Source organism: Pseudaquidulcibacter saccharophilus (assembly GCF_019455445.1).
Lineage (GTDB): Bacteria > Pseudomonadota > Alphaproteobacteria > Caulobacterales > Aquidulcibacteraceae > Pseudaquidulcibacter > Pseudaquidulcibacter saccharophilus.
Map to the genome: position 1 here is coordinate 651,559 of NZ_JAHWUS010000001.1, position 25,167 is coordinate 676,725.

The 25,167-nt window shown below is 41.2% G+C and carries 28 protein-coding genes and 2 pseudogenes; 21 read left to right on the forward strand and 9 right to left on the reverse strand.

Annotated elements, in window-relative coordinates:
• Position 1: 1 nt before the first annotated feature.
• Together KXV15_RS03055 and KXV15_RS03060 are read left to right on the forward strand one after the other, a co-directional pair.
• Complete coding sequence (locus tag KXV15_RS03055; protein WP_240006687.1) at positions 2-406, forward strand: hypothetical protein; 405 nt, start codon at positions 2-4, stop codon at positions 404-406.
• Between the two features lie 59 nt (positions 407-465).
• Positions 466-924: an SRPBCC family protein gene (locus KXV15_RS03060; RefSeq protein ID WP_240006688.1), complete on the forward strand. Its 459-nt coding sequence runs from the start codon at positions 466-468 to the stop codon at positions 922-924.
• 33 nt (positions 925-957) lie between these two features.
• Here KXV15_RS03060 and KXV15_RS03065 read toward each other — a convergent pair whose 3' ends face one another.
• From KXV15_RS03065 to KXV15_RS03075, 3 genes are all read right to left on the reverse strand, one after another.
• Positions 958-2,349: a methyl-accepting chemotaxis protein gene (locus KXV15_RS03065; protein WP_240006689.1), complete on the reverse strand. Its 1,392-nt coding sequence runs from the start codon at positions 2,347-2,349 to the stop codon at positions 958-960.
• A 169-nt stretch (positions 2,350-2,518) separates the two neighbouring features.
• Positions 2,519-3,889: a methyl-accepting chemotaxis protein gene (locus KXV15_RS03070; protein ID WP_240006690.1), complete on the reverse strand. Its 1,371-nt coding sequence runs from the start codon at positions 3,887-3,889 to the stop codon at positions 2,519-2,521.
• A 117-nt stretch (positions 3,890-4,006) separates the two neighbouring features.
• Positions 4,007-4,954 (reverse strand): cation diffusion facilitator family transporter, encoded by a 948-nt coding sequence (locus KXV15_RS03075; RefSeq protein ID WP_240006691.1) that lies wholly within the window; start codon positions 4,952-4,954, stop codon positions 4,007-4,009.
• A gap of 134 nt (positions 4,955-5,088) precedes the next feature.
• Here KXV15_RS03075 and rpmH point away from each other — a divergent pair, with 134 nt between their 5' ends.
• From rpmH to yihA, 4 genes are all read left to right on the forward strand, one after another.
• On the forward strand, positions 5,089-5,223 hold the full coding sequence (gene rpmH / locus KXV15_RS03080; RefSeq protein WP_240006692.1) for a 50S ribosomal protein L34: 135 nt from the start codon (positions 5,089-5,091) through the stop codon (positions 5,221-5,223).
• 69 nt (positions 5,224-5,292) lie between these two features.
• Entirely contained in the window at positions 5,293-5,694 is a 402-nt protein-coding gene (gene rnpA, locus KXV15_RS03085) for a ribonuclease P protein component (protein WP_240006693.1), read from the forward strand.
• A gap of 32 nt (positions 5,695-5,726) precedes the next feature.
• A complete protein-coding gene (gene yidC / locus KXV15_RS03090) occupies positions 5,727-7,520 on the forward strand; it encodes a membrane protein insertase YidC (protein WP_240006694.1) in 1,794 nt (597 codons plus the stop codon).
• A complete protein-coding gene (yihA, locus tag KXV15_RS03095) occupies positions 7,521-8,153 on the forward strand; it encodes a ribosome biogenesis GTP-binding protein YihA/YsxC (protein ID WP_275671533.1) in 633 nt (210 codons plus the stop codon).
• A 6-nt stretch (positions 8,154-8,159) separates the two neighbouring features.
• Here yihA and KXV15_RS03100 read toward each other — a convergent pair whose 3' ends face one another.
• On the reverse strand, positions 8,160-8,504 hold the full coding sequence (locus KXV15_RS03100) for an ArsR/SmtB family transcription factor (protein ID WP_240006695.1): 345 nt from the start codon (positions 8,502-8,504) through the stop codon (positions 8,160-8,162).
• Between the two features lie 85 nt (positions 8,505-8,589).
• On the opposite strand from KXV15_RS03100, the gene KXV15_RS03105 reads away from it, so the two are divergent.
• The 12 genes and pseudogenes from KXV15_RS03105 to KXV15_RS03160 all read left to right on the forward strand — a co-directional run bounded on the left by KXV15_RS03105 (position 8,590) and on the right by KXV15_RS03160 (position 18,494).
• Positions 8,590-8,841: a helix-hairpin-helix domain-containing protein gene (locus KXV15_RS03105; protein WP_240006696.1), complete on the forward strand. Its 252-nt coding sequence runs from the start codon at positions 8,590-8,592 to the stop codon at positions 8,839-8,841.
• 130 nt (positions 8,842-8,971) lie between these two features.
• Positions 8,972-9,760 (forward strand): annotated as a pseudogene (phnC, locus tag KXV15_RS03110) (phosphonate ABC transporter ATP-binding protein); the annotation flags it as partial.
• 84 nt (positions 9,761-9,844) lie between these two features.
• Positions 9,845-10,906 (forward strand): annotated as a pseudogene (gene phnD / locus KXV15_RS03115) (phosphate/phosphite/phosphonate ABC transporter substrate-binding protein); the annotation flags it as partial.
• The gene (gene phnE / locus KXV15_RS03120) at positions 10,906-11,742 is read left to right on the forward strand and encodes a phosphonate ABC transporter, permease protein PhnE (RefSeq protein ID WP_420830563.1); all 837 of its coding nucleotides are present in this window, start codon (positions 10,906-10,908) and stop codon (positions 11,740-11,742) included. The pseudogene phnD and the gene phnE, both read left to right, overlap by 1 nt.
• A gap of 96 nt (positions 11,743-11,838) precedes the next feature.
• On the forward strand, positions 11,839-13,008 hold the full coding sequence (locus tag KXV15_RS03125; RefSeq protein ID WP_240006697.1) for an OprO/OprP family phosphate-selective porin: 1,170 nt from the start codon (positions 11,839-11,841) through the stop codon (positions 13,006-13,008).
• 76 nt (positions 13,009-13,084) lie between these two features.
• Positions 13,085-14,143: a substrate-binding domain-containing protein gene (locus KXV15_RS03130; RefSeq protein WP_240006698.1), complete on the forward strand. Its 1,059-nt coding sequence runs from the start codon at positions 13,085-13,087 to the stop codon at positions 14,141-14,143.
• 113 nt (positions 14,144-14,256) lie between these two features.
• Positions 14,257-14,658, forward strand: coding sequence for an 8-oxo-dGTP diphosphatase MutT (gene mutT, locus KXV15_RS03135; protein WP_240006699.1), 402 nt, complete (start codon positions 14,257-14,259; stop codon positions 14,656-14,658).
• A 1-nt stretch (position 14,659) separates the two neighbouring features.
• Positions 14,660-14,848 carry a Flp family type IVb pilin gene (locus KXV15_RS03140; protein ID WP_275671534.1) on the forward strand — a complete coding sequence of 63 codons (189 nt, stop codon included), beginning with the start codon at positions 14,660-14,662 and terminating at the stop codon, positions 14,846-14,848.
• Positions 14,849-14,923: 75 nt separating this feature from the next.
• Positions 14,924-16,201: a phosphoribosylamine--glycine ligase gene (gene purD / locus KXV15_RS03145; protein ID WP_240006701.1), complete on the forward strand. Its 1,278-nt coding sequence runs from the start codon at positions 14,924-14,926 to the stop codon at positions 16,199-16,201.
• Between the two features lie 24 nt (positions 16,202-16,225).
• Positions 16,226-17,200: a CorA family divalent cation transporter gene (locus tag KXV15_RS03150; RefSeq protein ID WP_240006702.1), complete on the forward strand. Its 975-nt coding sequence runs from the start codon at positions 16,226-16,228 to the stop codon at positions 17,198-17,200.
• The gene (locus tag KXV15_RS03155; protein ID WP_240006703.1) at positions 17,200-17,694 is read left to right on the forward strand and encodes a methylated-DNA--[protein]-cysteine S-methyltransferase; all 495 of its coding nucleotides are present in this window, start codon (positions 17,200-17,202) and stop codon (positions 17,692-17,694) included. Before KXV15_RS03150 ends, KXV15_RS03155 begins: the two co-directional genes overlap by 1 nt.
• Positions 17,694-18,494: an ABC transporter ATP-binding protein gene (locus tag KXV15_RS03160; RefSeq protein ID WP_240006704.1), complete on the forward strand. Its 801-nt coding sequence runs from the start codon at positions 17,694-17,696 to the stop codon at positions 18,492-18,494. The genes KXV15_RS03155 and KXV15_RS03160 overlap by 1 nt, the downstream gene beginning before the upstream one ends.
• A gap of 1 nt (position 18,495) precedes the next feature.
• Here the strand turns inward: KXV15_RS03160 and KXV15_RS03165 are convergent, their stop codons facing one another.
• Positions 18,496-19,074 (reverse strand): GNAT family N-acetyltransferase, encoded by a 579-nt coding sequence (locus KXV15_RS03165; RefSeq protein ID WP_240006705.1) that lies wholly within the window; start codon positions 19,072-19,074, stop codon positions 18,496-18,498.
• 100 nt (positions 19,075-19,174) lie between these two features.
• Complete coding sequence (gene tadA / locus KXV15_RS03170) at positions 19,175-19,636, reverse strand: tRNA adenosine(34) deaminase TadA (RefSeq protein WP_240006706.1); 462 nt, start codon at positions 19,634-19,636, stop codon at positions 19,175-19,177.
• Between the two features lie 72 nt (positions 19,637-19,708).
• On the opposite strand from tadA, the gene KXV15_RS03175 reads away from it, so the two are divergent.
• On the forward strand, positions 19,709-20,542 hold the full coding sequence (locus tag KXV15_RS03175; protein ID WP_240006707.1) for a pseudouridine synthase: 834 nt from the start codon (positions 19,709-19,711) through the stop codon (positions 20,540-20,542).
• Here the strand turns inward: KXV15_RS03175 and KXV15_RS03180 are convergent.
• The gene (locus tag KXV15_RS03180) at positions 20,437-21,405 is read right to left on the reverse strand and encodes a CPBP family intramembrane glutamic endopeptidase (protein ID WP_240006708.1); all 969 of its coding nucleotides are present in this window, start codon (positions 21,403-21,405) and stop codon (positions 20,437-20,439) included. The genes KXV15_RS03175 and KXV15_RS03180 overlap by 106 nt on opposite strands.
• The gene (locus KXV15_RS03185; protein ID WP_240006709.1) at positions 21,398-22,153 is read right to left on the reverse strand and encodes a ComF family protein; all 756 of its coding nucleotides are present in this window, start codon (positions 22,151-22,153) and stop codon (positions 21,398-21,400) included. Before KXV15_RS03185 ends, KXV15_RS03180 begins: the two co-directional genes overlap by 8 nt.
• A 46-nt stretch (positions 22,154-22,199) precedes the next feature.
• On the opposite strand from KXV15_RS03185, the gene KXV15_RS03190 reads away from it, so the two are divergent.
• Entirely contained in the window at positions 22,200-23,027 is an 828-nt protein-coding gene (locus tag KXV15_RS03190; RefSeq protein ID WP_240006710.1) for a methyltransferase domain-containing protein, read from the forward strand.
• A 57-nt stretch (positions 23,028-23,084) separates the two neighbouring features.
• Positions 23,085-24,275, forward strand: a complete 1,191-nt coding sequence (locus KXV15_RS03195; protein WP_240006711.1) for a hypothetical protein — start codon at positions 23,085-23,087, stop codon at positions 24,273-24,275.
• A gap of 61 nt (positions 24,276-24,336) precedes the next feature.
• Here KXV15_RS03195 and KXV15_RS03200 read toward each other — a convergent pair whose 3' ends face one another.
• On the reverse strand, positions 24,337-24,990 hold the full coding sequence (locus tag KXV15_RS03200; RefSeq protein ID WP_240006712.1) for a COQ9 family protein: 654 nt from the start codon (positions 24,988-24,990) through the stop codon (positions 24,337-24,339).
• Between the last annotated feature and the right edge of the window lie 177 nt (positions 24,991-25,167).

Below are 25,167 nucleotides of genomic sequence, written 5' to 3' on the forward strand. Positions count from 1 at the left end.
CATGAAGAAATTATTTATCGCCCTTTTGATACTTTGCCTGCCGCAGATTGCGGCGGCAGAGCAACCCCAAGAAGATCATAATTCCGCGGATATTTTTTATGGAACGATAGAAAATAAGGGCGATAAATTAATTTTGAAACGGTGCGATATCGGTTCGCACGAATATGTTTTGCTAAATTCACCAACAACTAAAACCCCAATGTTGGATAATCTTAAAAAGATTAAATTCAAAAGCCCAACTTCTATAATGATTGTTGGGCATTATACCGAAATTGCGGCGGGTAATGGTATGACTGAACCAATGGTCTCAGCGCTTGAAATCATTGATTATGATGAAATTCAAGAGGGAAGTTCGTGCCATCTTTTGGATGCCTTTCCTGAGCCTGCCATAAATAAACCGCACTGATTTTTTATTTTTGATTCCCTAAGAAAACAACAAACAATATAAATTTTCAGGGGAGCAAAATGGCAAAATACGAATTATCAATAAATCGCATAATAAATGCCACACCAGAAAAGATTTGGCAGGCGTGGACAAAGGCCGAAATTCTCGAATTATGGTTTTGCCCCAAGCCATGGCATGTAAAAGTTCATGAGCTTGATGTTCGGGTTGGCGGCGCATCAAGAATGACGATGTATGGGCCAAATGCCGAAGAGTTTCCAAACGATGGTGTTTATTTAGCGGTTGAACCAAATAAACGTCTTGTTTTTACCGATGCCTTTACCAAAGACTGGATGCCATCAGCACGGGCGTTTTTTGTTGGCGAAATTTTACTTGAAGATTTGGGTAATGGAACCACAAAATATATTGCAACCGCACGCCATTGGACTGAAGAAGCAATGAAAGAGCATGAACAAATGGGCTTTCACGAAGGTTGGAATATTTGCGCCACCCAAATGGAAGAAATTATACAAGATTTATAACAAAAACCCCGCCTTTTGGGCGGGGGCTTTATTTTATTTTCTTTCAACTTCGGCAATAAGCTCATCAAGTTTTTGAACTACGACTTTGGATGCCTCATCCATTTTAAAGAATGATTCGAGTGCACCATGGCGGTCGCCATTGTTAAACAATCTGGCGGCTTCTTTACCATACTCATGCACTAATTTGTGCGGTGCCTCGATGGCATAAAAAGCGTTGCTAAGGTCGGCGCGTTCAACTTTCATATTATTCCACCACTTACCAAGGCGGCATGAGTTATGGTCGGTTAATTCGCTTTCGTTCAATGATGACATTCCAGAAATCAAACCTGCAAGGCGTTTCTTCCATAATAAGTGATCTGATTTTGCGCGGTAAAGCACGTAATTATCAACATTCGCTTGTTCAAGGATTGCAAATTGTTGGTTTACGCTGTTTTCAGATTCTGCAACCACACCAACGGCTTCATTGATTAAATCCATTGCGCCACTTGCCGAATTTGCGGCGCGGCTTGCGCTTTGGGTTAATTCATCAACCGCCATTTTTTGTTCACCAAGGACATGGGCAACATTGGCAACACCATGTGCGCCTTGGGCAACTTCGCTTGATGCCTCGGAAACACTATTGGCTGCCATGTGTGCGGCTGATGTTGCCTCCGATGCTGCGCTTTTGGCGGTGTTAATTGCATCGATAATGGAGTTTAAAGCTTCTTCAAGGCGACCAATACGAACACGAATTGTTTCGGTTGATTTGGCGGTTTGCGATGATAATTGTTTTACTTCCTGTGCAACCACGGCAAAACCACGACCTGCCTCACCGGCGCGTGCCGCTTCAATTGTGGCGTTAAGAGCCAATAGGTTGGTTTGTGATGCGATATTTTCAATTTCTTGGGCCATGCCACGAATATCGCCAGTGGCTTCGGAAAGGTTTTTTAAATCCGTATCAACAAGGTTAAGTGCTTCATTAACGCTTTCGCTGGATTTTGCTGCACCAACAACCTCTTGTGCGCCTTGTGATGATTTTGCGGCGGCAGCCTCTAATGAAACATCGGTATCCTTGGCAAGGTTTGCAATTTGTGAAATCGAGGCGGTCAATTCCTCAATGGCCGATGCCATTGCCGAAATTTCGCTTTCACTAGTTTTCATTTCCGCATAAGAGCGGGCGATTGATGCCTGAATATTGCTGGCGTTAAGCGATGAATTAACCGCAAATGCAAGTGCGTTACGGTCACTTTCTTTTATTTTTGCCTGCGCAAGGTTTATTATTGGCGAAAATTCACTTTTTGGAATCTCGCAATTAATTGATTCTCGATTTAATACAGAACCCAATATTGCAAGATTATCTTTAAAAAACGTTTGATTTTCAGTTACTTCATTATTTACGGAACTTGCGAATACAGAATCATTATTTGCTTTTAAAGTATTAAACACTTTTACAACCTCTTATTTACTTGTCTAAATAAGGTTATTGAGTAAACAAAAGGCTAAAAATGTAGCAAATGTGACAAAATTGCACAATTATTAGACAGTTCTAATATAATGCTATTTGTGCAATGGTATTAATTTAAAAAAAGCCCCATTTTGATGGGGCTTTTAAAATTTATTTTCTTTCAGCTTCGGCTATTAGGTCATCAAGTAGTTTGACAACTTGTTTTGATGCCTCATCCATTTTGAAATATGCATCCATTGCGCCTTTTGCATCACCCGCTTTATAAAGTCTTGCGGCTTCTTTGCCATTGTCGTGCACCAATTTATGTGGCGCATCGAGTGCATGGAAGGTTGAAGATAGGCTTGCGCTTTGGTTTTTCATTTCGCCCCACCATTTACCAAGGCGGCAAGAATGGTGATCGGTTAATTCACGTTCATCAAGGCTTGCCATGCCGGAAATCAAGCTGGCTAGCTTTTTCTTCCATAGAATGTGATCTGATTTTGCACGATAAAGAATGTAATTATCAACATGCGCCATTTCCAAAACATGAAGCTGTTGTTCAATTAATGTGTCTGAGTGGGTTGCGACTTCAACCGATTCGTTAAGGAGGTTCATTGCCTCGGTAGCAGAATTTGCGGCACGGCTTGCACTTTGAGTTAATTCATCAACTGCCATTTTCTGTTCACCAAGGACATGGGCAACATTGGCAACACCGTGTGCGCCTTGGGCAACTTCGCTTGATGCTTCGGAAACACTATTAGCCGCCATTTGTGCTGCACTTGCCGCTTCGTTTGCTGCATGTTTCGCTGTGCTTATGGCATTAACAATTGAATGCAAGGCTTGTTCAAGGCGACCAATACGAACACGAATTGTTTCGGTTGATTTGGCGGTTTGCGAAGATAATTGTTTTACCTCTTGTGCAACCACGGCGAAACCACGACCTGCCTCACCGGCGCGTGCCGCCTCAATTGTGGCGTTAAGTGCCAATAGGTTGGTTTGTGATGCGATGTTTTCAATTTCTTGTGCCATGCCACGAATATCGCCGGTGGCTTCAGAGAGGTTTTTTAAATCCGTATCAACAAGGTTAAGTGCTTCATTAACGCTTTCGCTGGATTTTGCGGCACCAACAACCTCTTGTGCGCCTTGTGATGATTTTGCGGCGGCAGCTTCTAATGAAACATCGGTATCTTTGGCAAGGGTCGCAATTTGTGAGATCGAGGCGGTCAATTCCTCAATGGCCGATGCCATTGCCGAAATTTCGCTTTCACTATTTTTAAGTTCAGAAAAAGAACGTGCGATTGATGCCTGAATATTGCTAGCACTAAGTGAGGTGTTTACTGTAAATGCAAGCGCGTTACGGTCACTTTCTTTAATTCTTGTTTGCGCAAGATGAATTACCGGAGAGAATTCATTGGCTGGAATTTCACTATCTACATGCTCACGATTAAGGATGCTGCCCAAAATTTTTAAACTTGTTTGAAAGTCACTAGCTGAATTTTGGGGATAAGTTTCCGTTGAATTTGAATTTAGTACATTAAGCATAAGCTTCCTCCGGCATAATTAGCTGATTCTAATGTATGCCGGTAAAGAAAGCCCTAATATTCTAATAATTATTGTATGCAATATATCACAATTGTCATAAAACTGTCGTAGATATTATTAATGCAGGCCAAAATCTGGGTGCCCATGCGGTTCACCGTCTTCATCAGGGTCCGCGTGAATGATGGTGTCAGTATCTGGATAGGCTTCGCGGATGCGTGCCTCGGCCTCAACAACGATTGGGTGTGCTTCTTGCAATGTTAGTTCAGGTGGAAGTTCAAGGTGCAATTGCACATGAAGCCATTTTCCCGAAACCCGTGTTCTTAGATCATGCATTCCGCGTACTTTATCAATCGAAAGAATGATTTCGCGGATTTTTTCACGCACTTCTTCGGGGGCTTCTTTATCTAGAAGGTGGTCGATTGCCTCGGCGGCAATGTGCCATGCGCCAATTAAAAGCCAAATTGTGATAAATAAGCCGGCGATGGCATCGGCAAAAAGAATCTTAAATTTGATTGCCAAGAAAATACCGATTAATGCCACTGCGTTCGATAATAAATCGCTTAGGTAATGCGCCCTGTCGCCCTTGGTTGCAATTGAACCAGTTTGACGTAATGCCCACGTTTGAAAGCTTATAAGTGCGGTGGTGAGAACAATCGAAATTGCCATAACCCAAATTGCACCACCTTCTGGGCGGATTTCAACAGGGCTAAAAAGCCTTCCAATTGAGCTTGTGCCAATCAGAATACAAGAAATTGCAACTAGTCCCGCCTGAAACATTCCGGCAAGTGCTTCTGCCTTGCCATGTCCATAACGGTGATCTTCATCAGGCGGTGCTTGCGCATAGCGTACAGAGAATAAGGTTATTAATGATGCCACTAAGTCCAGGCCGGAATCCGCCAAAGATGCCAATACTGCATTAGAACCTGAATATCTTACAGAAATTGCCTTTATAACTACTAGAATAAATGCAACACTTACCGAAGCTATTGAGCTAAGCATAAGGATTTTTTCACGCGAATTAGTGTTTGTTGGGGGGGAGGCCGCCATTTTTTTGTGATTCTCCATATATTTTGTAAGAATGTTCAGCAAAAACACATCTACAAGATTGACTTTTTCAATCAAGACCAATAACAGCAGCCACTTGTTTTTTATTCGTAACTTTTACAGTTACTCAATTACCTCTGTTTGGAGAAACTACCGTGAAACGGACATATCAACCTTCTAAACTCGTTCGCAAACGCCGCCATGGTTTCCGTGCGCGCATGGCTACCCGTGGTGGTCAGGCTGTTTTGGCACGTCGCCGTGCAAAAGGACGCAAACGTTTAAGCGCCTAATTTAGGCGTTTGAACGAAGGCATTTTTGCGGAACATGTACCACGAATATGCCTTTTTATGGGGAATGTAATGGTCAAAGACGAAAGCCTGATTATTGCAGTCCTTAAAAAAAGAGCTGAATTTCTTTATGTCGCCCAGGGAGAAAGAGCCGGTGGGCGATTTTTGTCGTTGCAGGCACGAAAGCCAAAGCCTCGATTGGGTGAAAACCATGCTGAAAGCGACAAAGAAAATAGTTTAATACGTTATGGTATTACCGCTTCAAAAAAGGTTGGTAATGCTGTAATGCGCAATCGTGCCAAACGGCGCCTGCGGGTATTGTTAAAAAACCATCTGCCACAAAAAGGGCATCGTGGTTTTGACTATGTGGCAATCGCACGGCCACAAACCACAAGCGCAGATTGGCAAGAACTTGAGCAAGATTTGCTCAAGTTATTAAACAGACTTACAAAACCAAAGTCTGGCACTATATAGAGTAATTGTGAAATAAAGCATTAGGGCTAAATATGCAGCAAAATCCAAATACACCTGATACCAAGAATTTTTTGATTGCTATCACTGCTTCGCTATTAATATTGTTTGGTTATCAGACATTTTGGGCAGGCCCTCGTGAAAAAGAGCGTCAGGCTGCTGTAAAAGCACAACAGGCGCAAATTGCCAAAAACCCTAATGCAACGGCGCCATCTGCGACAGCGGTTGAAAAAATTGTTCCTCGTGATCAAGCTTTGAAGATGACCCAACGCGTGCAAGTTGATGCTCCATTGGTAAAAGGCTCGATTTCGACATTTGGTTCACGCCTTGATGATGTTTCATTAAAAAATTACAAGCAAACTGTTGAAAAGAATTCACCCGATGTAACCCTTCTTAGCCCACAGGGTTCTGAATTTGGTTATTATGCGGCTTATGGTTGGGCAGATGTAAATAATTCAAACGTTAATGTACCGACCCCAAATACTGTTTGGAAAGTTGTATCGGGCACAACATTAACCCCAACTACACCTGTAACTCTTGAATATGATAATGGTCAGGGGATTAAATTCACCCGTAAGATTGAAATTGATAAAGGCTATGTCTTTACCTTTACCGATAGCGTGACCAATAACGGAACTGCTGCAGTTAAATTGCAGCCTTATGGTGTTGTACGCCGCTTTGAAGAGCCGCCTCCTGCAAAATCTGGTGCTAACCACCAAGGTACTGTTGGTGTAATTTCGGATAAATTGTCACGCCTTACTTATCGCGATCTTAAAAAAGGTAAATCAGTTGATTTAAGCTCTGATAAAGGTTGGCTTGGCTTTTCTGATGAATATTGGTTGGTTTCATTGTTGCCAAAACAAGGTGAAACCTTCAAAGCCAACATGAAGGCCGAAGATTTAGGTGATAAGAAATATATTTATGAAACTTCTTTCTTTGGTAGCGCGCATGATATCGGTGCGGGGCAAACCATTTCTAATGTTGAACATATTTATTCTGGTGCAAAGGATACCAATACCCTTGAGGCATATGGCAAACAATTAAATCTTCCACGTTTTGAAGATGCTATTGATTGGGGTAAATTATGGTTTATCACCAAACCATTCCATTGGTTCTTAATCTTCCTTGATAAAAACATTGGTTCTTTGGGCTTGGCGATTTTAGCATTTACTGTTGTGGTAAAAGTTGCGACCTTCCCACTTGTGTATCAATCATACAAAAGCTTTGCCAAAATGCGCGACCTTGGCCCGAAAATGAAAGAAATTCAGGAAAAGTACAAGGACGACAAACAAAAGCAACAACAGGCAACTTTGGAATTCTATCAAAAAGAAAAAGTAAATCCTGTTGCGGGTTGTATTCCAATGATTATGACCATGCCAATCTTCTTGGCGCTTTATAAAACTTTGTCTGTGGCAATTGAATTGCGTCATGCGCCGTTTTATGGCTGGATTAAGGACTTGTCGGCAAAAGATCCGACCTCTATTTTGAACTTGTTCGGATTGTTACCATATGACCCAAGCCATATTCCACTTATTGGTGTGGCATTAGGTATTGGTATTTGGCCAATTCTTTATGGGCTTTCGATGGTGTTGTTGCAAAAAATGCAATCAACCGCACCGCAAACCGACCCAACAATGCAGCAGGTGATGACTTTGATGCCAATCATGTTCACCTTCATGTTTGCTAGCTTCTCATCAGGCTTGGTTATTTATTATACTTGGTCAAACCTTCTTACTATTGTGCAGCAATATGTAATTGCGAAACGTCAAGGTAGCTCAACCCCAATTGATGAATTCTTCACTAAGCTAAAACAGAAGAAAGGTGCTTAATTGACTGAAGAGGGCGTAATAGACAGCGAGTTTTTGCGTTTATCACCCGAATTCCTTTGGGCGTCAAAAAACATGTCAGATTTGCCGCCAATGTCGGTGACTGAGATTGCTTTTGCTGGTCGTTCAAATGTTGGCAAGTCAAGTTTGGTGAATGGGGTTCTTAATCGTAAAGGTTTGGCGCGTGCCTCATCTGAACCTGGAAGAACCCGCGAGTTGATATTCTTTGCCCTAAAAAATATTGAAGGCAATGAAGTTATTCGTATTGTTGACTTGCCTGGTTATGGTTATGCCCGCGCGCCAAAAACTGAAATTAAACGATGGACCGATGCGACGCGTGAATTTTTGATGGGACGCGCGGTCTTAAAGCGTGTTTTCGTTTTGGTTGATTCACGTCATGGCATAAAAGAATCTGATGAAGAAGTTATGCGCGCCCTTGATAAGGCGGCGGTAAATTATCAAATTGTTTTGACTAAAATTGATAAAATTTCTGCGGCAGAACTTGAAAAAGTTAAAAGCAAAACCCTTGATGCGATTAAAAAACGTCCCGCGGCGCATCCAGCACTAATTTGCGCATCATCCCACAAAAATGTTGGTATGTCGCAATTGCGCTATGAAATGATGAATTTGCTTTAGCTTGAATTAACAAGCTTTTTTAAAGCCGTCAGTTGTATCGCAGTATAATTTATTTAGAACCGCCATTATTTCATATACTTCGTCCGATGCAATGCGGTAATAAATATGTTGTGCCTCGCGGCGAGTTGCCACTAATTTAAGGGCGCGTAATTTTGCCAAATGCTGTGACAACGCTGCCTGATTAAGCGTAACCCTCTCTGCTAAATCATTCACAGAAATCTCACCCCCCAAAAGGTTGCAAAGTATCAATAAACGTTTTGGGTTTCCCATTGCCGTCAAAAGCTGTGATGCTTCTTCGGCAATTACTTCCATTTCAACATGTGTAAGTTTTATATCTGTATCAGTAGCCATGACTATATATTAGCATATACGCATATTTATGCAAATGCGATAAAATGACCCTATTAATTTTGTGCATATTTATTATAGTAAAACTATGACTAAATTCGATATAAAAGAGCGCGAAATTCTGAAAACGGCAAAATTTGTTGGTGACAAAGTTATTGATAGATTTGAAGAAATTGGAATTTACACCTGTGTTGCGCTGTCACAAAAGACGGTTGATGAAATTTGCACATTGGTGGCGGCGCATTTGGGAGCAAGCTGCTGGAAAAATTCACCGCAGTCAAAAGCGGCGGTTGCAAATGCCATTAATACCGCCAATGAATACCTAAAAACAAAAGGGTAGAAGATTTCAATTTTTCTTCCCTTTGGGCATTAATACATCAAGAGTGCGGATAATGTCACAAAAGTGTCGTGACTCTTTGGAAAAACAAGCTAAAACTAATCCGCCGTATTAAATAATATAAGATTCGGGGCTGAATGTGGGCAAAATTTTAGAAGCCAAAAATCTCGTGCGTACTTATGGCACACGCCGCGCACTAGATAATGTTTCCGTAAAAGTAAAAGAAGGTGAAATGGTTGCACTTATCGGGCCTTCTGGTTCGGGTAAATCAACTCTTTTGCGCGCTACTACCGGTTTGATTTTAACCGATAAAAATGGTGGCGAAGTTTCATTAATGGGTATTCCGGTTCAGAAAGACGGTGAGCTTTGTAATAGTGTTCGCGCCGCCCGTTCAAAAGTGGGCTTCGTTTTTCAACAATTTAACCTTGTTGGTCGCCTAAGCCTATTTGAGAACGTAATGCTTGGTGCGCTTGGTCGCTTGCCTTTCTGGAAAGGCTTTTTCGGTAATTGGCCGCAAAAAGACCAAGAACTTGCTATGAAGGCATTAGACCGCGTGGGTGTTGCCGAATATGCAGCGCAGCGTGCAAACGTCCTATCCGGTGGACAGCAGCAGCGCGGCGCAATCGCACGTGCCTTGGTACAGGGTGCAAAGGCAATTTTCCTTGATGAACCTGTGGCATCTTTGGATCCGGTTTCAGCCCGTAAAGTTATGGAATTGCTTGAAGATCTCAATAAAAATGACGGTGTGACCGTAGTTGTTGTGCTTCACCAAATTGAATATGCTCTTAAATTCTGTGATCGTGTGGTTGCACTAAAAGCGGGTAAAATCGTTTATGATGGCCCGAAAGAAGGTCTTGTTCGCGACAAATTGATTGAGATATATGGTGCGGAATATGATGAGGAATCTGGTGGTGCAGCGCCATTAGAAGAAACCCCGCCGCCACTTGAAACAACAAAAAAATCAAATATCTTCCTTACAATTGCGCAGTGGTTAGTTGCCTTGGCAATTGTTTCGGCGGCTGGCTTTATGCTTTATAAGCAAAGTTCACATAAGCAGGCGGATATTAATTTCTCAATTCTTGCAACCGAAAATTCGCAAAATGCCAAAGAACGCTGGAAGCCATTTCTTGACGATATGCGCAAACAAACTGGCCTTGATATTAAACCTTATTTCCAAAGCCAATATGCCGGCCTTGTGCAGGCAATGGCATTTGGCCAAACACAGGTTGGTTGGTTCTCAAATAAATCTGGTTTAGAGGCGGTAAAATCTGGTAAAGCCGAAGTATTCTTGCGTTCGGCTGATACTTCTGGGGTTGATGGCTATCAATCTGTTTTGATTGTTAATTCTAAATCCAAAATCAATCTTGATGATGTGTTAAAATGCGATCGCTCATTGGAATTTGGTATGGGTGATGCATCTTCAACCTCTGGCACATTGGTTCCAATGGTTTATTTGTTCGCGCCGAATAATGTTGACCCACAAAATTGCTTCAAAGTAGTTCGTTCAGCAGGACATGAGGCCAACTTCTATTCCGTTGCCAATGGTCAAATACCGGTTGCCACTAATAACTCAACTTCTTTGCAAGTAATTGGTAAAGAGCATCCAGAATTATTGAAAAACGTCCGTGTTATTTGGACTTCACCAACCTTACCGGAAGATCCAATCATTTGGCGCAAAGACTTGCCGGCAGATAAAAAAGATAAAATTCGTAAGTTTTTCTTAAATTATGGTCGTCAAGGCGATGCCGCACAACAAAAGCGTGAGCGTGATATTCTTAAATCATTATCATTCGGTCTTTTCCAACCGGCAAATGACACACATTTGTTGATTGTGCGTGATATGGAAGCCAAGCTGGATTTAATTAACGCCAAAAAGACCGGTGATGTCGCCAAGATTTCACAGGCTCAAAAAGTTGTCGATGCAATTGAACAAGAACAAAAAACTGCAAAACCAGTTCCGCTTTTGTGGTCTGAACCAACCGACCCTGTGGAGGCTGCTGCTGTTCAAAAGGCTATGAAACTTAATAACGCTCAACCAACAACTAAACCTGATAATGGTGCAAAATAATGGCTAGTGAAGATAAAAATGCCAAAGGTTTTTATGCCGAAAATAAAGGTCGTGTTTTAACGCCGCCAACCCGTCCATTTTCTGATAAAATGTTTGATTATATTTTATGGGGCGGCATTATTTTATTATTGGTCGTAAGTTTTGCGCCAACTGAAATTTTCAAAGTTACAAAACTATTTGAAAATTCCGAAAATATGAGCAACTTTATATCACGCTTCTTGCATCCTGATTTTTCGGATTGGAAGAATTATGTCCGTGACATGTGGCTTACCATTCAGATTGCTTTATGGGGCACATTCTTTGCGGTTGTAATGGCAATTCCACTTGGTTTTATGTGCGCATCAAACGTTTCACCACAATGGTTGGTTTTGCCAATGCGCCGCCTAATGGACTTCTTACGCTCTGTTGATGGTCTGGTAATGGGTACTGTTTTCTTGGTTGCAGTTGGTCTTGGGCCATTGGCTGGTGTTTTGGCTTTGGCACTAAACACCGCGGGTGTATTGGGTAAATTATTCTCAGAAGCCGTAGAAGCAACCGATTCTCGTCCTGTTGAGGGGGTACGGGCAACCGGCGCAACCAAACTTCATGAAATCAAATGGGGTGTCTTGCCACAGGTTGCGCCATTGTGGACATCATTCTCGCTATATCGTTTCGAATCAAATGCGCGTTCGGCAACGGTTTTAGGCTTGATTGGTGCTGGTGGTATTGGTCAAACTTTGTTTGAATCAATCAACGCATTTAAATACGAGGAAACTTCGGCTATTGTTGTGGTTCTTGTGATTGCGGTATCACTAATCGACCTTTTGTCACAAGCAATGCGGTCACGTTTATTGTAATTGTCATAAAAATTTTACAAGTGTCATAATAAATCGGGTATTTGTCACACGCTTGTCATAAAAACTTTATAAACGGCCGCAAACAAGTGGGGTTCTATGAAGTTTTTAGGTGGATTAATTTTATTACCAATCATGTTTTCTGCCTCTTTTGCATATGCAAAAGAGTTTGAACCAGAATATAAATTTGATAATGGCGCCAGTGTAAAATTATCTGCCCGCTTGACTGCAGATACGTATAATCTAAAAAATGATTATGAAACTGGTGTAGATACAAAATTTAATGATACTTCTCCCACTCGTGCCACTTTTATCGTATCAGGCAAATTAAACCCAAAAATACATTATAAATTAGAAGCCTGGGTATTGAATGGCGATGTGACATGGGATGATGTCTATATTGAATATGAACCCAATAAAAACACCACAGTTTGGCTTGGATCAAATTATCAAACTTCAGCAATTGATGGCGGAACATCGTCACAAGTACAAACATTTTCTCAAAAAAGCTTGGCATCAGGTGCGTTTACACAAGCATCGCGAAATGTCGGCATTGCAGTTCGTAAAAATGGCAAAAATTGGCAATGGACCAGTGGTTATTATGGCGGTTCATTGGCACTTCCAATGGACAGGCTATTTTCACAAAGTAATTTTGTCCAAAGTAGGTTTTCAATTGCTCCAATTAATGATGATAACCTAACCCTGCACCTTGGAACCAGTTTACGTTATCGAACCCGTGAAGATGATGGGCGTTATTCATATTCAGCCCGTCCAATACAAATGAATTATAATGATTCATTGTTAAAAACTGGGACAATTGGCAAAAATGATACTAATATTGGGCTAGAGGCCGCCTTATCAAAAGGTCCATATTGGATAATTTTGGATGCCCAACATAATAATGTTAAGTCCAATAGCGTTGCATATAAATTTAATGGCGCAAGCCTAGAAGTCGCATATGTTTTGAGCGGTGAACATCGCTCATATAGCGTGAAAAACGGTAATTTTGGTGCAATAAAACCCAAAAAATCGGTTTATAGCGGTGGCGCTGGGGCGTGGGCATTGACCGGACGTTATGATTATCTTGATTTGCAAGATAATGGTCTTGGTGGCACTGAAAAAGGCTATACTTTGGGGCTTAATTGGTATCTCGCCCAAAAAACAATAATTCGTTTTAACTATGCGCATAGTGACTTTAATTTTGCGCAAACCACAAACCGCGACATCAAGAGCAATATTTTCAATATCAGGCTGCAAATAGGGTTTTGATGAAGTTTCACAATTTTGTGACAATAAACAATTAGAGACAAATTATCCAAACGATAGATTTATCACGGAGAGATTTATGGAAAACAAATTTATTAAATATGGTATGATGTTTATGGCTGTTGCTGCCATTGGTCTTGCCGGATGTGGAAAGAAAGAGGAAGTCCGCAACCGAATTGCGATCGTTGGCTCTTCAACAGTATTTCCTTTTTCATCTGTTGTTGCCGAGCAATTCGCAACATCAAGCGGCAATCAGGTTCCAAAAGTTGAATCAACTGGTACTGGCGGTGGCATGAAAATTTTCTGTTCAAGCACTGGTCTTTCAGGTGTTGATATTACCAATGCATCGCGGCCTATGAAAAAATCAGAATGGGACGATTGTCAGAAAAACGGCATCAAAGACATCATCGAGCTTAAAATAGGCTATGACGGTATTGTTATTGCAGATTCAAAAGATGGTGCAGAATTAAACCTTAGCCGTAAAGACATTTATCTGGCGCTTGCCAAACAAGTTCCTATTGACGGCAAATTAGTTGATAACCCTTATAAACTTTGGAGTGATGTAAACCCTGCACTTCCGAAAACCAAAATCGAGGTAATGGGCCCGCCACCAACTTCTGGAACGCGCGACGCCTTTGTTGAATTAATTATGGAAAAAGGCGCTGAAGAAATTCCACTATTAAAAGCATTAAAAGAAAAAGACAAAGATGCGTTCAAAGCCGCCTCAACTGCAATCCGTGAAGATGGTGCATGGAAAGATATGGGCGAAAATGATAATCTCATTGTTCAAGCACTTACCACCAACAAAGAGGCATATGGCATTTTTGGTTATTCTTTCTATGAAGAAAACAAAGATCGTCTAAAAGCGGCAACAATTGATGGGGAGATTCCAGAACTTCACAAGATTATTGAAGGTAAATATCCGGCGTCACGTTCATTGTATTTTTACACCAAAAAAGCCAATATTCCTTTAATTCCAAGCATCAAAGATTATTTGCTTGAATTTACTTCGGCTAAAGCAGCGGGCGAAAAAGGCTATTTGGTTTCGCGTGGACTTATTCCGCTAAAAGCTGAGGATTTGGCGGTACAAGCAAAAATTGCGGCATCGCAAACCACTATGGCAGCACCAAAAGAATAGTTTGAAAATATGAACTTAAAAGGGCGGTTAATTACCGCCCTTTTTAATATTGCCAATATTGCCTAGACTGTGTATCGGGCTTTTGTTTTTTTGTGAATGGCATAAAAAACATTATGGCCAAATTAATTCTTGTTGTTGCCGCCGCCCTAATTGATGAAAATAACCATGTCCTTCTTGCGCAAAGGCCAAAAGGTAAAAGTCTTGCCGACCTTTGGGAGTTTCCAGGTGGGAAGATAGAAGAAGGCGAACGCCCAGAACAAGCACTTATCCGTGAGCTTGAAGAGGAATTAGGCATAAAAGTTAATGAAAAAAACTTAATTCCACTAACATTTGTTAGTTTTTGTTATCAAGATTTTCATCTTTTAATGCCACTATGGGCAATCAGGGAGTGGAAAGGGGCAATCCATCCTTATGAACATCAGGCGCTAAGCTGGGTGTCAAAGGAGGGGCTTGATAATTTCAACATGCCACCTGCCGATATTCCTTTAAAGGAATTTTTATATAAGTATTTGTGACATGGAAAAATTAACGCTGAAACTTAAAAATCTTTCTAAAGACACGCGGGGCGCGACGGCCATGGAATATGGTCTTATTATCGCCCTTATGGTTATCGGCATCATTGCAGGCGTTTCAAATTTTTCTGGTGCAACCACCAATATGTATAACGTTATCACAAATAAAATCACAGCGTCCACTGGTGTTTAATATTATAACTTTCTAGTGATTTAAGGCTTTAAAAAGCCGCAAAATCCATTAAGGGATATTGCGGGAGTTTATTTTATGAGAGTTTTGGTCATCGGTTCTGGTGGGCGTGAGCACGCCTTGGTTTGGAAAATTTCACAATCAAAATCTATTAGCTTTTTGGGTGCTGCACCGGGCAATGCCGGTATTGCCAAAATTGCAAAGTGTTTTGCCGTTGGTGCCGAAGATGTTGACGGTCTTGTAAAACTTGCTGTCGCCGAAAAAATTGACCTTGTTGTGGTCGGGCCCGAGGTTGCGTTGTCTTTGGGGGTTGCTGATAAATTGCGTGAACTGGGAATTGCCACCTTTGGTCCATCACAAGCGGCCGCACAATTGGAGTCGTCCAAAGCGTTTTCAAAAGATTTCATGGCACGCCAAAATATTCCAACTGCTGCTTATGGTGTTTTTACCCAAAGTGATGCCGCAATAAAATTCTTGGAAACCTTATCCGCGCCATATGTCTTGAAGGCATCTGGTCTTGCCGCGGGTAAAGGCGTTGTAATTGCTGAAACGCTTGAACAAGCCAAAGAAGAAGTGAATGAAATGCTTTCTGGCAAATTTGGCGATGCTTCAAGCGAATTAGTAATTGAAGAATTCATGCAAGGCGAAGAGGCAAGTTTCTTTGTGCTTTGCAATTCAAAAAACATTATTCCTCTTCCGGTTTGTCAGGATCACAAACGTGCTTTTGATAATGATGAAGGCCTTAATACCGGTGGGATGGGGGCATATGCACCAACTACTTTGGTTGATGAAAATGTCAAAGCACGAATTATGCAAGAGATTGTTATTCCATCGGTCGAAGGCATGGCAAAGGAGGGCAACCCATATAATGGTGTGCTTTATGTCGGGCTTATGATTAAAGATGGTGTTCCGCGTGTGGTCGAATATAATTGCCGTTTTGGTGACCCCGAATGTCAAATTCTAATGCAATTCATGCCAGATGATTTTGCCGAAATTTTGGGAAAAATAGCGCGCGAAGAAAAAATAGAAACCGCTTTAGACTTTGCTGGTAAAAGTGCAGTGACTGTGGTTATGGCTGCCAAAGGTTATCCTGAAAACTATGAAAAAAATGGCGCAATTAACAATATTGACAATGCCGAAAACGAAACCGGCGCATTTGTATTCCATGCTGGTACTAAAATTGAAGATGCAGGGCAGTTACGTGCCAATGGTGGGCGGGTTTTGAATGTGACTGCAAATGGCGATACTTTGCAGGATGCATTAGACAAGGCCTATGCCGCCGTTAAAAAAATCGATGCGCCATCATTATTTTATCGAAATGATATTGGGCAAAAGGAAATATGCCGCAATAAATAACCAAACAATTAATCAGGAAAAGACATGATTATTTTTTATCCAAAATCAAATCCATCATTGCCAAGTAATGATTTGGAAAATTTGAATAAGGTTGATTGTCTTTGGGTTGATATTTTGGGCAATAATGATGCCGAAACCGATGCGGTTGAGAAGATATTTGGAATAGATATTGTGACCCAGTCGGAAAATCGCGGTATCGAAGAATCGGCACGTTTTTATGAAGATGGCGGAAACTTATATCTTAATATTTTTGTTCCTGCCCGCATTGGTGCGCGCCCTTATGAACCAATTCCACCAACTGCGGTTTATCATCGTTCAACATTGGGTTTAATCCTTACACCTGATGTTTTGATTTCTTATCATGAGCATGCCCTAAAGGCATTGGAAACAGGAAAAACCCGTGCATCGGTGCGGCTTGATGGGGTGAAAACTCCGGCAGATACTTTGCAAGTAATGCTTGAGGCATTAATTGAACGCCAAGCAGGGTTACTAGCCCGAATTGGTAATGATTTGGATGCTGTTTCATTACCAGTTTTAGCGGAAAAACAATTAATAAAGGCAGAGCCGCGCCTTAAAAAACTTGGGCAGTTAGGTGCGCAATTGGCGCTTTGCCGTGATTGCTTGTTTGATTTGGCACGAATGAACGCATTTTTGCATTCATATGAGGGAAAATTTGGGTTTAGTCGTGATGGGTTAACTGCATTTAAAGATGATATTGCGGATTTGTTGAACTTAAACCAATCACAGACAAATGATTTAACATTTTTGCTTGATGCAACATTGGGTCTTATTAATGCCCGCCAGAGCAGCGCACTAAGCTTTATGGCGGTGGTTACGTTGCTCTTTGCACCACCAACTTTGTTGGCATCAATATTTGGGATGAACTTCAGCCACTGGACGATTTTTAATTCACCGGAAGGTCATTGGTTCGCGCTTATATTAATGGGTTTCTCGGCATTAATGGTTCTGCTTATTGCCAAGTTGGCGAGGTTGTTTTGATGCAAATATTTAAATCAAATTATGACGCCCCATTTGGTAAAATCTACTTATTCTATGATGCTGATGGCGTTGTTTATGTCCTCGGTTTCAATGAGGATTATAAGAATTATTTTGATAATGCCTTGGGTGCGGGTAACTATAAAATTACATCTGCGCCACTGGTTGAATTCCTTAAAAACGCGCTTGATGCCTATTTCGATGGTAAAAAAAACGTTTTTGCTAATATCAAATTAAAAACCTTTGGCACAGAGTTTCAACAAAAAGCATGGGATGCAATGAAAACAATTCCCTATGGCAAAACCATTTCATACCAACAAGAAGCTGAAATTGCGGGAAATATAAAGGCGGTTCGGGCAATTGGTGGCGCAAATAATAAAAATCCGATTGCAATTATAATCCCATGCCACCGCGTGATAGGAAAAAATGGTAAAATGGTCGGCTATGGTGGTGGGCTTCATATAAAAGAATGGCTTCTTCAACACGAAACAAAATAATGACAAAAACACCAATCTTACAATTTGAAAACGTTAACCTTCGTTATAGCGAAACCGAGATTTTAAAGAACATTAATCTTGAAATTGCCGATGGTGAACATTGCGCTATACTTGGACCTAATGGCTCTGGTAAATCAACACTTATCAAACTGATTAGTAGTGAGCTTTACCCATCAATTGTAAAGGAACACTCACAACGAAAAATCCTCGGTGAAGATGGTTGGAATATTGCCGAATTACGCCGCCATATTGGTATTGTAACCAATGATTTACATAATTCATTCAGCGTTGATGGCGGTAATTTGACTGGCCTTGAAACAGTTATGAGCGGGTTTTTCGGGACATTGGGGCTTTTTCCGCATCAAATTATTGAAAATGATTATGAGCCAAAGGCAAAATTGGCACTAGAGAGGCTTGGAATTGCGCGTCTTGAAACCCAAAAAATTGGAACAATGTCAACGGGGGAGTTGCGCAAATGTCTTGTAGCGCGGGCGTTGGTTCATCCGGTTCGTGCGATATTGCTTGACGAACCAACAGTTGGCCTTGATATAAAAGCACAGCTAGATTTTATTGAAATGATGCGCGCCCTTGCCAACGGTGGCACGACAATAATCCTTATTACCCATCACATTGAAGAGGTTTTTGAAGAAATCTCAAAAGTACTTTTGATCAAGAATGGACGTATTTTCGCACAAGGCGCAAAGCAAGAAGTATTAAATGCAACCAATTTATCGCAAGTGTTTGATGTTAATCTTTCGCTTAGCCATAAAAATGGGCGTTATAGCATTGAAGTAAACTAGATTACTTACGTGCTTCCCAATTGGGAACTGCGCCTTCAAGCTGGGCAACATCTGAAAAATCATTCCATACATAGGCGATTGATATAAGAGTGCCGTTATTTAGTGTGTCTTCGCGACGACCAGCAGGAGTAGCGCCCAAGTCTTCACAGAAGTTGCAGCCTTGAACATTGTCTTCGGCAACCCATGTGCCGCCGGTAAATAAACCACGGCTTATAAGCCAACGTGAAACAGCCAGCATTAATGCCTTGCCTAGGCCATAACCTTGATGGTCGCGGCGTAGATAAAGTTCATAAATTTCGCCCTGGCCAAGAATTTTTTGCGCCCGACTATTAGTTGCGCCACAAGACGCAAAACCAATTATTTCATTATCTTCATTTTCAATAACGAAAATTGCACGGTCCGCATCATTGATTTGATCTACAAAATCGCCACGCCATTTTTTAAGCGCAGATTCAAAAGTTATTTCAGCAAGATCTTTGGCGTGCAAAATATCCGAATAGGTCTCGTGCCAGCATTTCACATAAGCCCGCGCGAGATTGTCAATATCATTAACATTGGCATTTCTAAGAACAAACTTCATAATGACAGACTTCTTTCATTCATCAGATTTTGCAAGAATATAATAAATCTTACTCTAATTTATTAAGATATTGGTCTTATTTGCCAAATATTCAAGCACACTATTTACGTTTTTTCGCAAAAAAAGATTTTAGCAGTTCTGAGCATTCGTTTTCCAATATCCCGCCAATAATTTCTGGCCGATGGTGGCATTGAGGTGATGAAAAGAATTTTACGCCGTTTTCAACTGCACCACCTTTTTTATCAACTGCACCAAATACGATCGTTTTTATACGTGCAAATGAAATTGCGCCGGCGCACATTGTGCATGGCTCAAGCGTTACATAAAGGCATAGTTCGGGTTTAAGGCGATAGTTTTCAAGTGCTTGTGCTGCGCTACGTAATGCAATCACTTCGGCGTGGGCGGTTGGGTCATGAGATTTTATGGGTTGATTATAGCCGCGTGAAATTATTTCGCCGCTTTGGGAATCAACAATTATTGCGCCAATTGGGACTTCGCCAATTTCTTCTGCCTTCTTTGCCTCTTCGATGGCAAGGCGCATAAATTCAACATGTTTATCCATCTTTATTCTCATAACAAAAAACATTATAGAAAACAAACCACCTGTGAAGGGCGTGTTCTGAAAGGATAGAAAATGGAAAAAGAATTTAGTGGTGAACGTATTGCCAAAACTATGGCGCGTGCGGGTGTTTGTTCTCGCCGTGAAGCCGAAAAAATCATCGAAGAAGGTCGCGTAAAAGTAAATGGCAAGGTTATTACCTCGCCCGCGTTAAACGTTACCGATGACGATAAAATAATGGTCGATGACAAACCATTGGCGCAGAAAGAGGCAACTCGTCTTTGGATATATCATAAACCACCTGGTCTTGTTACCACCCACTCAGACCCTGACGGTAGGCCGACCGTTTTCCAAAATTTACCATCTGATTTGGGACGTGTTATTTCAGTTGGGCGTCTGGATTTGAATTCAGAAGGTCTTTTACTTTTGACCAATGACGGTGAATTAGCGCGCCTTTTGGAATTGCCGCGTTCAGGAATTGAACGCATTTACCGCGCCCGCGCCTTTGGCGATATTACTCAAGAAAAACTAAACACACTACAAGATGGGATTGAAGTTGACGGTGTTCATTATGGTTCAATTGATGCCATTCTTGAGCGTGATGCCACAAAGAATGCGTGGATCCGTGTGGTTCTACGTGAAGGGAAGAACCGCGAGATTCGTAAAGTTCTTGCCGCGCTTGGTTTACAGGTAAATCGTCTTATTCGCGTTAAATATGGTGATTTTGAACTTGGTTCTTTGGAACGTGGTGAGCTTTCTGAAGTCCCACAACAAAAAGTCAAAAAAACTTTTACAAAACTTGCTCAGGTAATTAAGTCTGCGCCGGCGCCATCACGCCCTTTTTCTTTCAAGAAATCAGGAAAGAGTTTTAAAAATAATTCCAAAAGAACCACAAAAAACAACAAATAGACAATGCCGCCAAAATAGGCTTCGTCACCAATTTGTTTATTGTCCATTTGGCCAATTATTGCGCCAACCATGAAATTATTCATTATGTGCGCACCCATTGATAATTCAATGCCATTGGTGCGCCATGTTGAATACGCAAATGAAAGCCCCATACAAGCGGTCATCAAAAGCACACTTTTATCAATGCCCGGTTGGAAGTGCAGCATGCCAAAAATTCCATTAGATATAATTGCTGCAAGCCATATTGGGGCCTTTAATCTTCTTAAATGTTGCATGAATCCGGCGCGGATAAAAACTTCTTCAAATGTTGACTGCACACCAAATGCAAGTAAATAAATTGGCAATAAAACTATATAATGCTCAAAGCCCAATGCGTTAAATCTTGATGCCATTGCGGCAAAGCTATTTTCGCCGCCGACAAGTGATAAAAGCGCTGAAATAATAATTATTGAGGGTGCAATCATTGCACCCAAAAAGAATAGTCTTAAGCGGAAATAACTTGCACCACTAAAAAGCGTTAAAATTGGCAATTTTTCAAATAGTTTGCGCCAGAAAATTGCGGTCAAAAGCCCGATACCAAATGAAAAGAATAATACAAAAACTGCAAAACGTATTTCGGCGGCAAAGTTGCCTTGGGGAATTTTGGCAAGACCACTTACCTTTTCGAGGAATTCACTTTGGTCAAATGGAAGGCCGCTTTTTAATGAAGGCATCATTTCATAAAGTGCAAGGCCAAGAATTGCCACGACTTGTGCTAAATTCCACAAAACAAAAATAACAATCAAGCTTGAGAGCATAAGGGCAAAACCAGTTGCGATGTTTCGCGGTCTTTGGTCTTTAAGAATGTCTTCAAACTTATTCATTTATTATGCCTATTGTCATATCTGCTTCATTGGAGTTGGTATGTGAATTAACCCGCATAAGGGTTAATACATCTATTCTTTTTGCCCCCGCACGCTTTAAAGCCTTGGAACAGGCATTTATAGTCGCACCCGTGGTAAATACATCATCAATTAATAAAATACTCTTACCTGTAACAGGTTTTTGCACAAAAAACGCCGATTTTACGTTATTTTTGCGCCCAATTTGGCTTAGGCCATTTTGTGAAGGCGTATTTTTAGTGCGCTTAAGAATAAAGGCATCAAAATCCTTGTTTAAAATTTTTGCTAATTCCTGCCCTAACCATACTGATTGATTAAATCCACGATCGAAAAGGCGCTTTTTATGGATTGGTACGGGTATTATCACATCAACCAATTCAGGATTAATTGCGCAATCACGCATCATGGTGGCAAAGGTTTTTACCCCGTCACGTCGGCCTGCGTGTTTTAATTGTAATATCAGTTGTTTTGAATTGTCATCATACGATAATGGTGCGCGCGCACTATCAAAAAAAGGTGGTTCAGCAAGGCATTGCCCGCAAATAGTTTCTGGGTTTGGCGCATCGTTCAGTTTGACCCCGCAGCAATGGCATTTGGGGCCATAATTAAAAGTTAGATTTTGCCATTTTTCAATTTCAATCGTGCCATTAATTTTTACCCTATTATCACTAAGCAGCGAAATAGGTGGCCATATAAGGTCGATAATGGTGTTAAAAAATGCAAATTTCATATTTTTATGATTTTACCTGCGTAGCAAATATGTCTATTAGCAAAATATGGCATTGGGGGCATCCGATTTATTATTTGATACTGCACTTTTCCTGTCCCGCAGGCAAAAAGCATTGGTGCGTGCGCAACTAAATCCAAAAAGCCCATTTTTCCTTCATAATTTTGCGCTTGAAGGAAATATTGATACCATAAAAACCCTTAAGCCAGATTTTGATAATGCCTTGGAATTATTTTCGGGAAATGGTGAATTTGCTACTGCATTGGCGGATGAAAATCTTTTGGGTGCGGGCGGAAAGATAAAGTCCCTAAAGCTTTATGAGCCAGCATTTTCGCATTTTATTGGCGCAAAATGCATTAATGAACTTGAGGACCTGCCGCTCGAAGATGGTGTGTATGATTTAATAATTGCCAATAGTTGCCTTAATTGGGTTAATGACCTTCCTGGGCTTTTGGCACGAATTAAACGTGCTTTAAAAAAAGATGGTTTGTTTATTGCCTCATTCCTTGGTGGGCGTACATTGAATGAATTACGCCAATCGTTTCTTGCGGTTGAGGCTGAGGAAACTGGTGGGGCATCAATGCGAATTTCGCCAATGATTGATTTGGAAAATGCCGCCGCTTTATTGCGCCGCGCTGGCTTTTTATCGCCTGTAAGCTCTTCAGAGGTTTTGCGTGCGCGTTATGACAATGTTTTTGCGCTCTTCCGTGATCTTAAAGCGATGGGTGAGAATTCTGCCTTTGCGGTTCGAAATGCGGCACCATTAAACCGTGGCTTAATTTCCAAAATCGCCACAAATTATCAGGAAAAAAATGCTGATAGCGATGGTCGTGTTGGTGCAACATATGAAATCGTCACGGTTTCTGCGTGGAATTAGACATTACTTTGAAATAATTTTAATTGAAATTATACAAAAAACCTATTTACTTGCTTTATGTCTGATGGATTTTTTGATTTTGGCAATATAGGAGGCAAAGCGCGCGCAATCGCGTTTGCTGAAAGCCCGTTTGATGAAAACGGCTTTCCCAAGCCTTGGGTTCTTGCCATTACAGTTTTTGGGCATTTATTATTATTGGTCACGCTTATTAATATCGAACCAATGATAATTAAAAAAGACAATGTGGTTTATGGTGTTGATATTGTAAAACTTCCACCAATAGAAAAACAACAAGAGCCACCGGTTGAGACCCAAAAAACCTTGCAGGAAAATAAACCGGTTCCGCAACAAGAATTGCCACCAATTGCGCAGCAAACTATTCCAGAGCCAGAGCAGCAGCAAGCGCCGCAAATAGTGCCGCAAGAACAAGTTCCAGAAGAAGTTAAGCAAGAAATTGTTCAACCAGCAAAGGTTCAGCTTTCGCCACAACAAATCCAAATGCAAAAGGTGCAAAAATTAAAAGCGCCAAACATAGATAAAATTGAGGAACAAGAAGAAATAAATCTTGCCACCGTTCCCAATCTTAACATCCAAGTGCCGCAATTAAACAAATTACAAAATCGGGACGTTGATGTTAAGCGACCAATTAATGCACAAAAACTTGATGCGCCAAATAATATTAAAACCGCTAATCCAAACATTAATCGCCCGGCAAATGATTTAAAAATTAATGTTGATGAATTAAATCGCAATTATGAAGAGCAACAACGACAGGCGGATATGGCGCGCCAAAAGGCTCTTGATGACCAAAAACAAAAGCAAGATGCAATTCGCCAAAGCGCAAACGCACCCAAGGCAAATGGTGGTGAACTTGCGCCACCATCTGGTAGTTCAAGCGGTGTAACGGCAATTGGCGGCGGCGGTGCGCCAGCTAGAGGTGGGGCATCCGGTGGCGTTTTGCCAAATGCACCAAAATCTTATGGTGGCCGCAATGTATTTGAAGAAAATGAAAACGGCTCATTGCTTGCTAGAATGGGGCGTACTGCTGACTGTGCGTCATTGAACCGTCAGCGTGATGAAAAATGCCCGAATTGGGAACCCTTGGATGGGCATTTGGGCGGAAAAATCGCCCCAAAAGTTCAACCGCAGTATAAAGCACCACCAACACATGTTGATCCGCTTCCGGTTTGTCCACCAGGGACACCGAAATCAAATTTCGGTCTAAGCTGTTTGCCTGCGAAAAATTAATTTAATTATCGGCCATTCAGATTTGCGAGCAAAGCCCACGAATTAGCCGTGAGGTATAAATTTATGGCATTGGTCGTTTGCCAAAGCGCAATCCCGCCAATAATGGAATGGGATCTGGGATTTTGGCCTTGAATTCACGAAATTTGAATTTTGCTTTTTCGATTTGCATAATATTTTCAATGCGGCGATCAAGAAATTCCCACGTTTCAATATTATCTTCACTTTCATCACCCAAAAAACAGGCTGCTGTTGATGCGTCAACGGCCAAAAGCATGGTGCGTTTTGAGTAATAGTTAAAGTCAGTTGATTTATCACCAAATGCCCGCCAAACCTTATCCGTAAAGCGATAACCAATAGCCAAAGAATGAGGCAGGTTTTGCGGCAAGGCAAGAATCATAAGCGCATGCCGAAGTGCTTCACGATGTTGCCCCAAAAATTCAAGGCGGCTGCGTACAGCTAATGTTGCTTTTTCACGTATTTTAAGTGATTTTCTTGCGGCGAGTGTGGCAATAACAAAGTCATCGGCCTGTAAAAACCAATAATCAATCATTGAAATTATACCATTGGGGGCAAGAATTTGTAATTCTCCATAATCAAGGCCAATTTTGTGTGCGGCGGCCTTAAGCCCCTTTGTTGAAAACCCGTCAAAGGCAGCATTTTCTAAAAACGCTTGTAATAGAGTGCTTTTTTCAGAAGTTAAGTCAACGTCGGTCATTTGATAATGGCTTTTAAATATGCTATATAATCAGCGGAAACTAATTTTGACGTGTCGCATGTGCAAAGTCAAGATTTGGTTTTTGCATTTTGCCCATTACTTTTAACCTTTCTTATGCGATTTTTTTATGAATCGCAGGGTTTAATTGACTAAAGGTGTGGACATGGCGGCTAGTTT

Coding starts and splice junctions, on each gene's coding strand:
- KXV15_RS03160 (WP_240006704.1), top strand. CDS start 17,694: ATGACAAAAACACCAATCTTACAATTTGAAAACGTTAACCTTCGTTAT.
- KXV15_RS03125 (WP_240006697.1), top strand. CDS start 11,839: ATGAAGTTTTTAGGTGGATTAATTTTATTACCAATCATGTTTTCTGCC.
- KXV15_RS03140 (WP_275671534.1), top strand. CDS start 14,660: ATGGAAAAATTAACGCTGAAACTTAAAAATCTTTCTAAAGACACGCGG.
- KXV15_RS03100 (WP_240006695.1), bottom strand. CDS start 8,504: ATGGCTACTGATACAGATATAAAACTTACACATGTTGAAATGGAAGTA.
- KXV15_RS03060 (WP_240006688.1), top strand. CDS start 466: ATGGCAAAATACGAATTATCAATAAATCGCATAATAAATGCCACACCA.
- KXV15_RS03130 (WP_240006698.1), top strand. CDS start 13,085: ATGGAAAACAAATTTATTAAATATGGTATGATGTTTATGGCTGTTGCT.
- KXV15_RS03155 (WP_240006703.1), top strand. CDS start 17,200: ATGCAAATATTTAAATCAAATTATGACGCCCCATTTGGTAAAATCTAC.
- KXV15_RS03150 (WP_240006702.1), top strand. CDS start 16,226: ATGATTATTTTTTATCCAAAATCAAATCCATCATTGCCAAGTAATGAT.
- purD (WP_240006701.1), top strand. CDS start 14,924: ATGAGAGTTTTGGTCATCGGTTCTGGTGGGCGTGAGCACGCCTTGGTT.
- KXV15_RS03070 (WP_240006690.1), bottom strand. CDS start 3,889: ATGCTTAATGTACTAAATTCAAATTCAACGGAAACTTATCCCCAAAAT.
- KXV15_RS03165 (WP_240006705.1), bottom strand. CDS start 19,074: ATGAAGTTTGTTCTTAGAAATGCCAATGTTAATGATATTGACAATCTC.
- KXV15_RS03195 (WP_240006711.1), top strand. CDS start 23,085: ATGTCTGATGGATTTTTTGATTTTGGCAATATAGGAGGCAAAGCGCGC.
- KXV15_RS03175 (WP_240006707.1), top strand. CDS start 19,709: ATGGAAAAAGAATTTAGTGGTGAACGTATTGCCAAAACTATGGCGCGT.
- KXV15_RS03200 (WP_240006712.1), bottom strand. CDS start 24,990: ATGACCGACGTTGACTTAACTTCTGAAAAAAGCACTCTATTACAAGCG.
- KXV15_RS03105 (WP_240006696.1), top strand. CDS start 8,590: ATGACTAAATTCGATATAAAAGAGCGCGAAATTCTGAAAACGGCAAAA.
- KXV15_RS03180 (WP_240006708.1), bottom strand. CDS start 21,405: ATGAATAAGTTTGAAGACATTCTTAAAGACCAAAGACCGCGAAACATC.
- phnE (WP_420830563.1), top strand. CDS start 10,906: ATGGCTAGTGAAGATAAAAATGCCAAAGGTTTTTATGCCGAAAATAAA.
- KXV15_RS03075 (WP_240006691.1), bottom strand. CDS start 4,954: ATGGAGAATCACAAAAAAATGGCGGCCTCCCCCCCAACAAACACTAAT.
- mutT (WP_240006699.1), top strand. CDS start 14,257: ATGGCCAAATTAATTCTTGTTGTTGCCGCCGCCCTAATTGATGAAAAT.
- yidC (WP_240006694.1), top strand. CDS start 5,727: ATGCAGCAAAATCCAAATACACCTGATACCAAGAATTTTTTGATTGCT.
- KXV15_RS03190 (WP_240006710.1), top strand. CDS start 22,200: ATGGCATTGGGGGCATCCGATTTATTATTTGATACTGCACTTTTCCTG.
- KXV15_RS03055 (WP_240006687.1), top strand. CDS start 2: ATGAAGAAATTATTTATCGCCCTTTTGATACTTTGCCTGCCGCAGATT.
- KXV15_RS03185 (WP_240006709.1), bottom strand. CDS start 22,153: ATGAAATTTGCATTTTTTAACACCATTATCGACCTTATATGGCCACCT.
- rnpA (WP_240006693.1), top strand. CDS start 5,293: ATGGTCAAAGACGAAAGCCTGATTATTGCAGTCCTTAAAAAAAGAGCT.
- tadA (WP_240006706.1), bottom strand. CDS start 19,636: ATGGATAAACATGTTGAATTTATGCGCCTTGCCATCGAAGAGGCAAAG.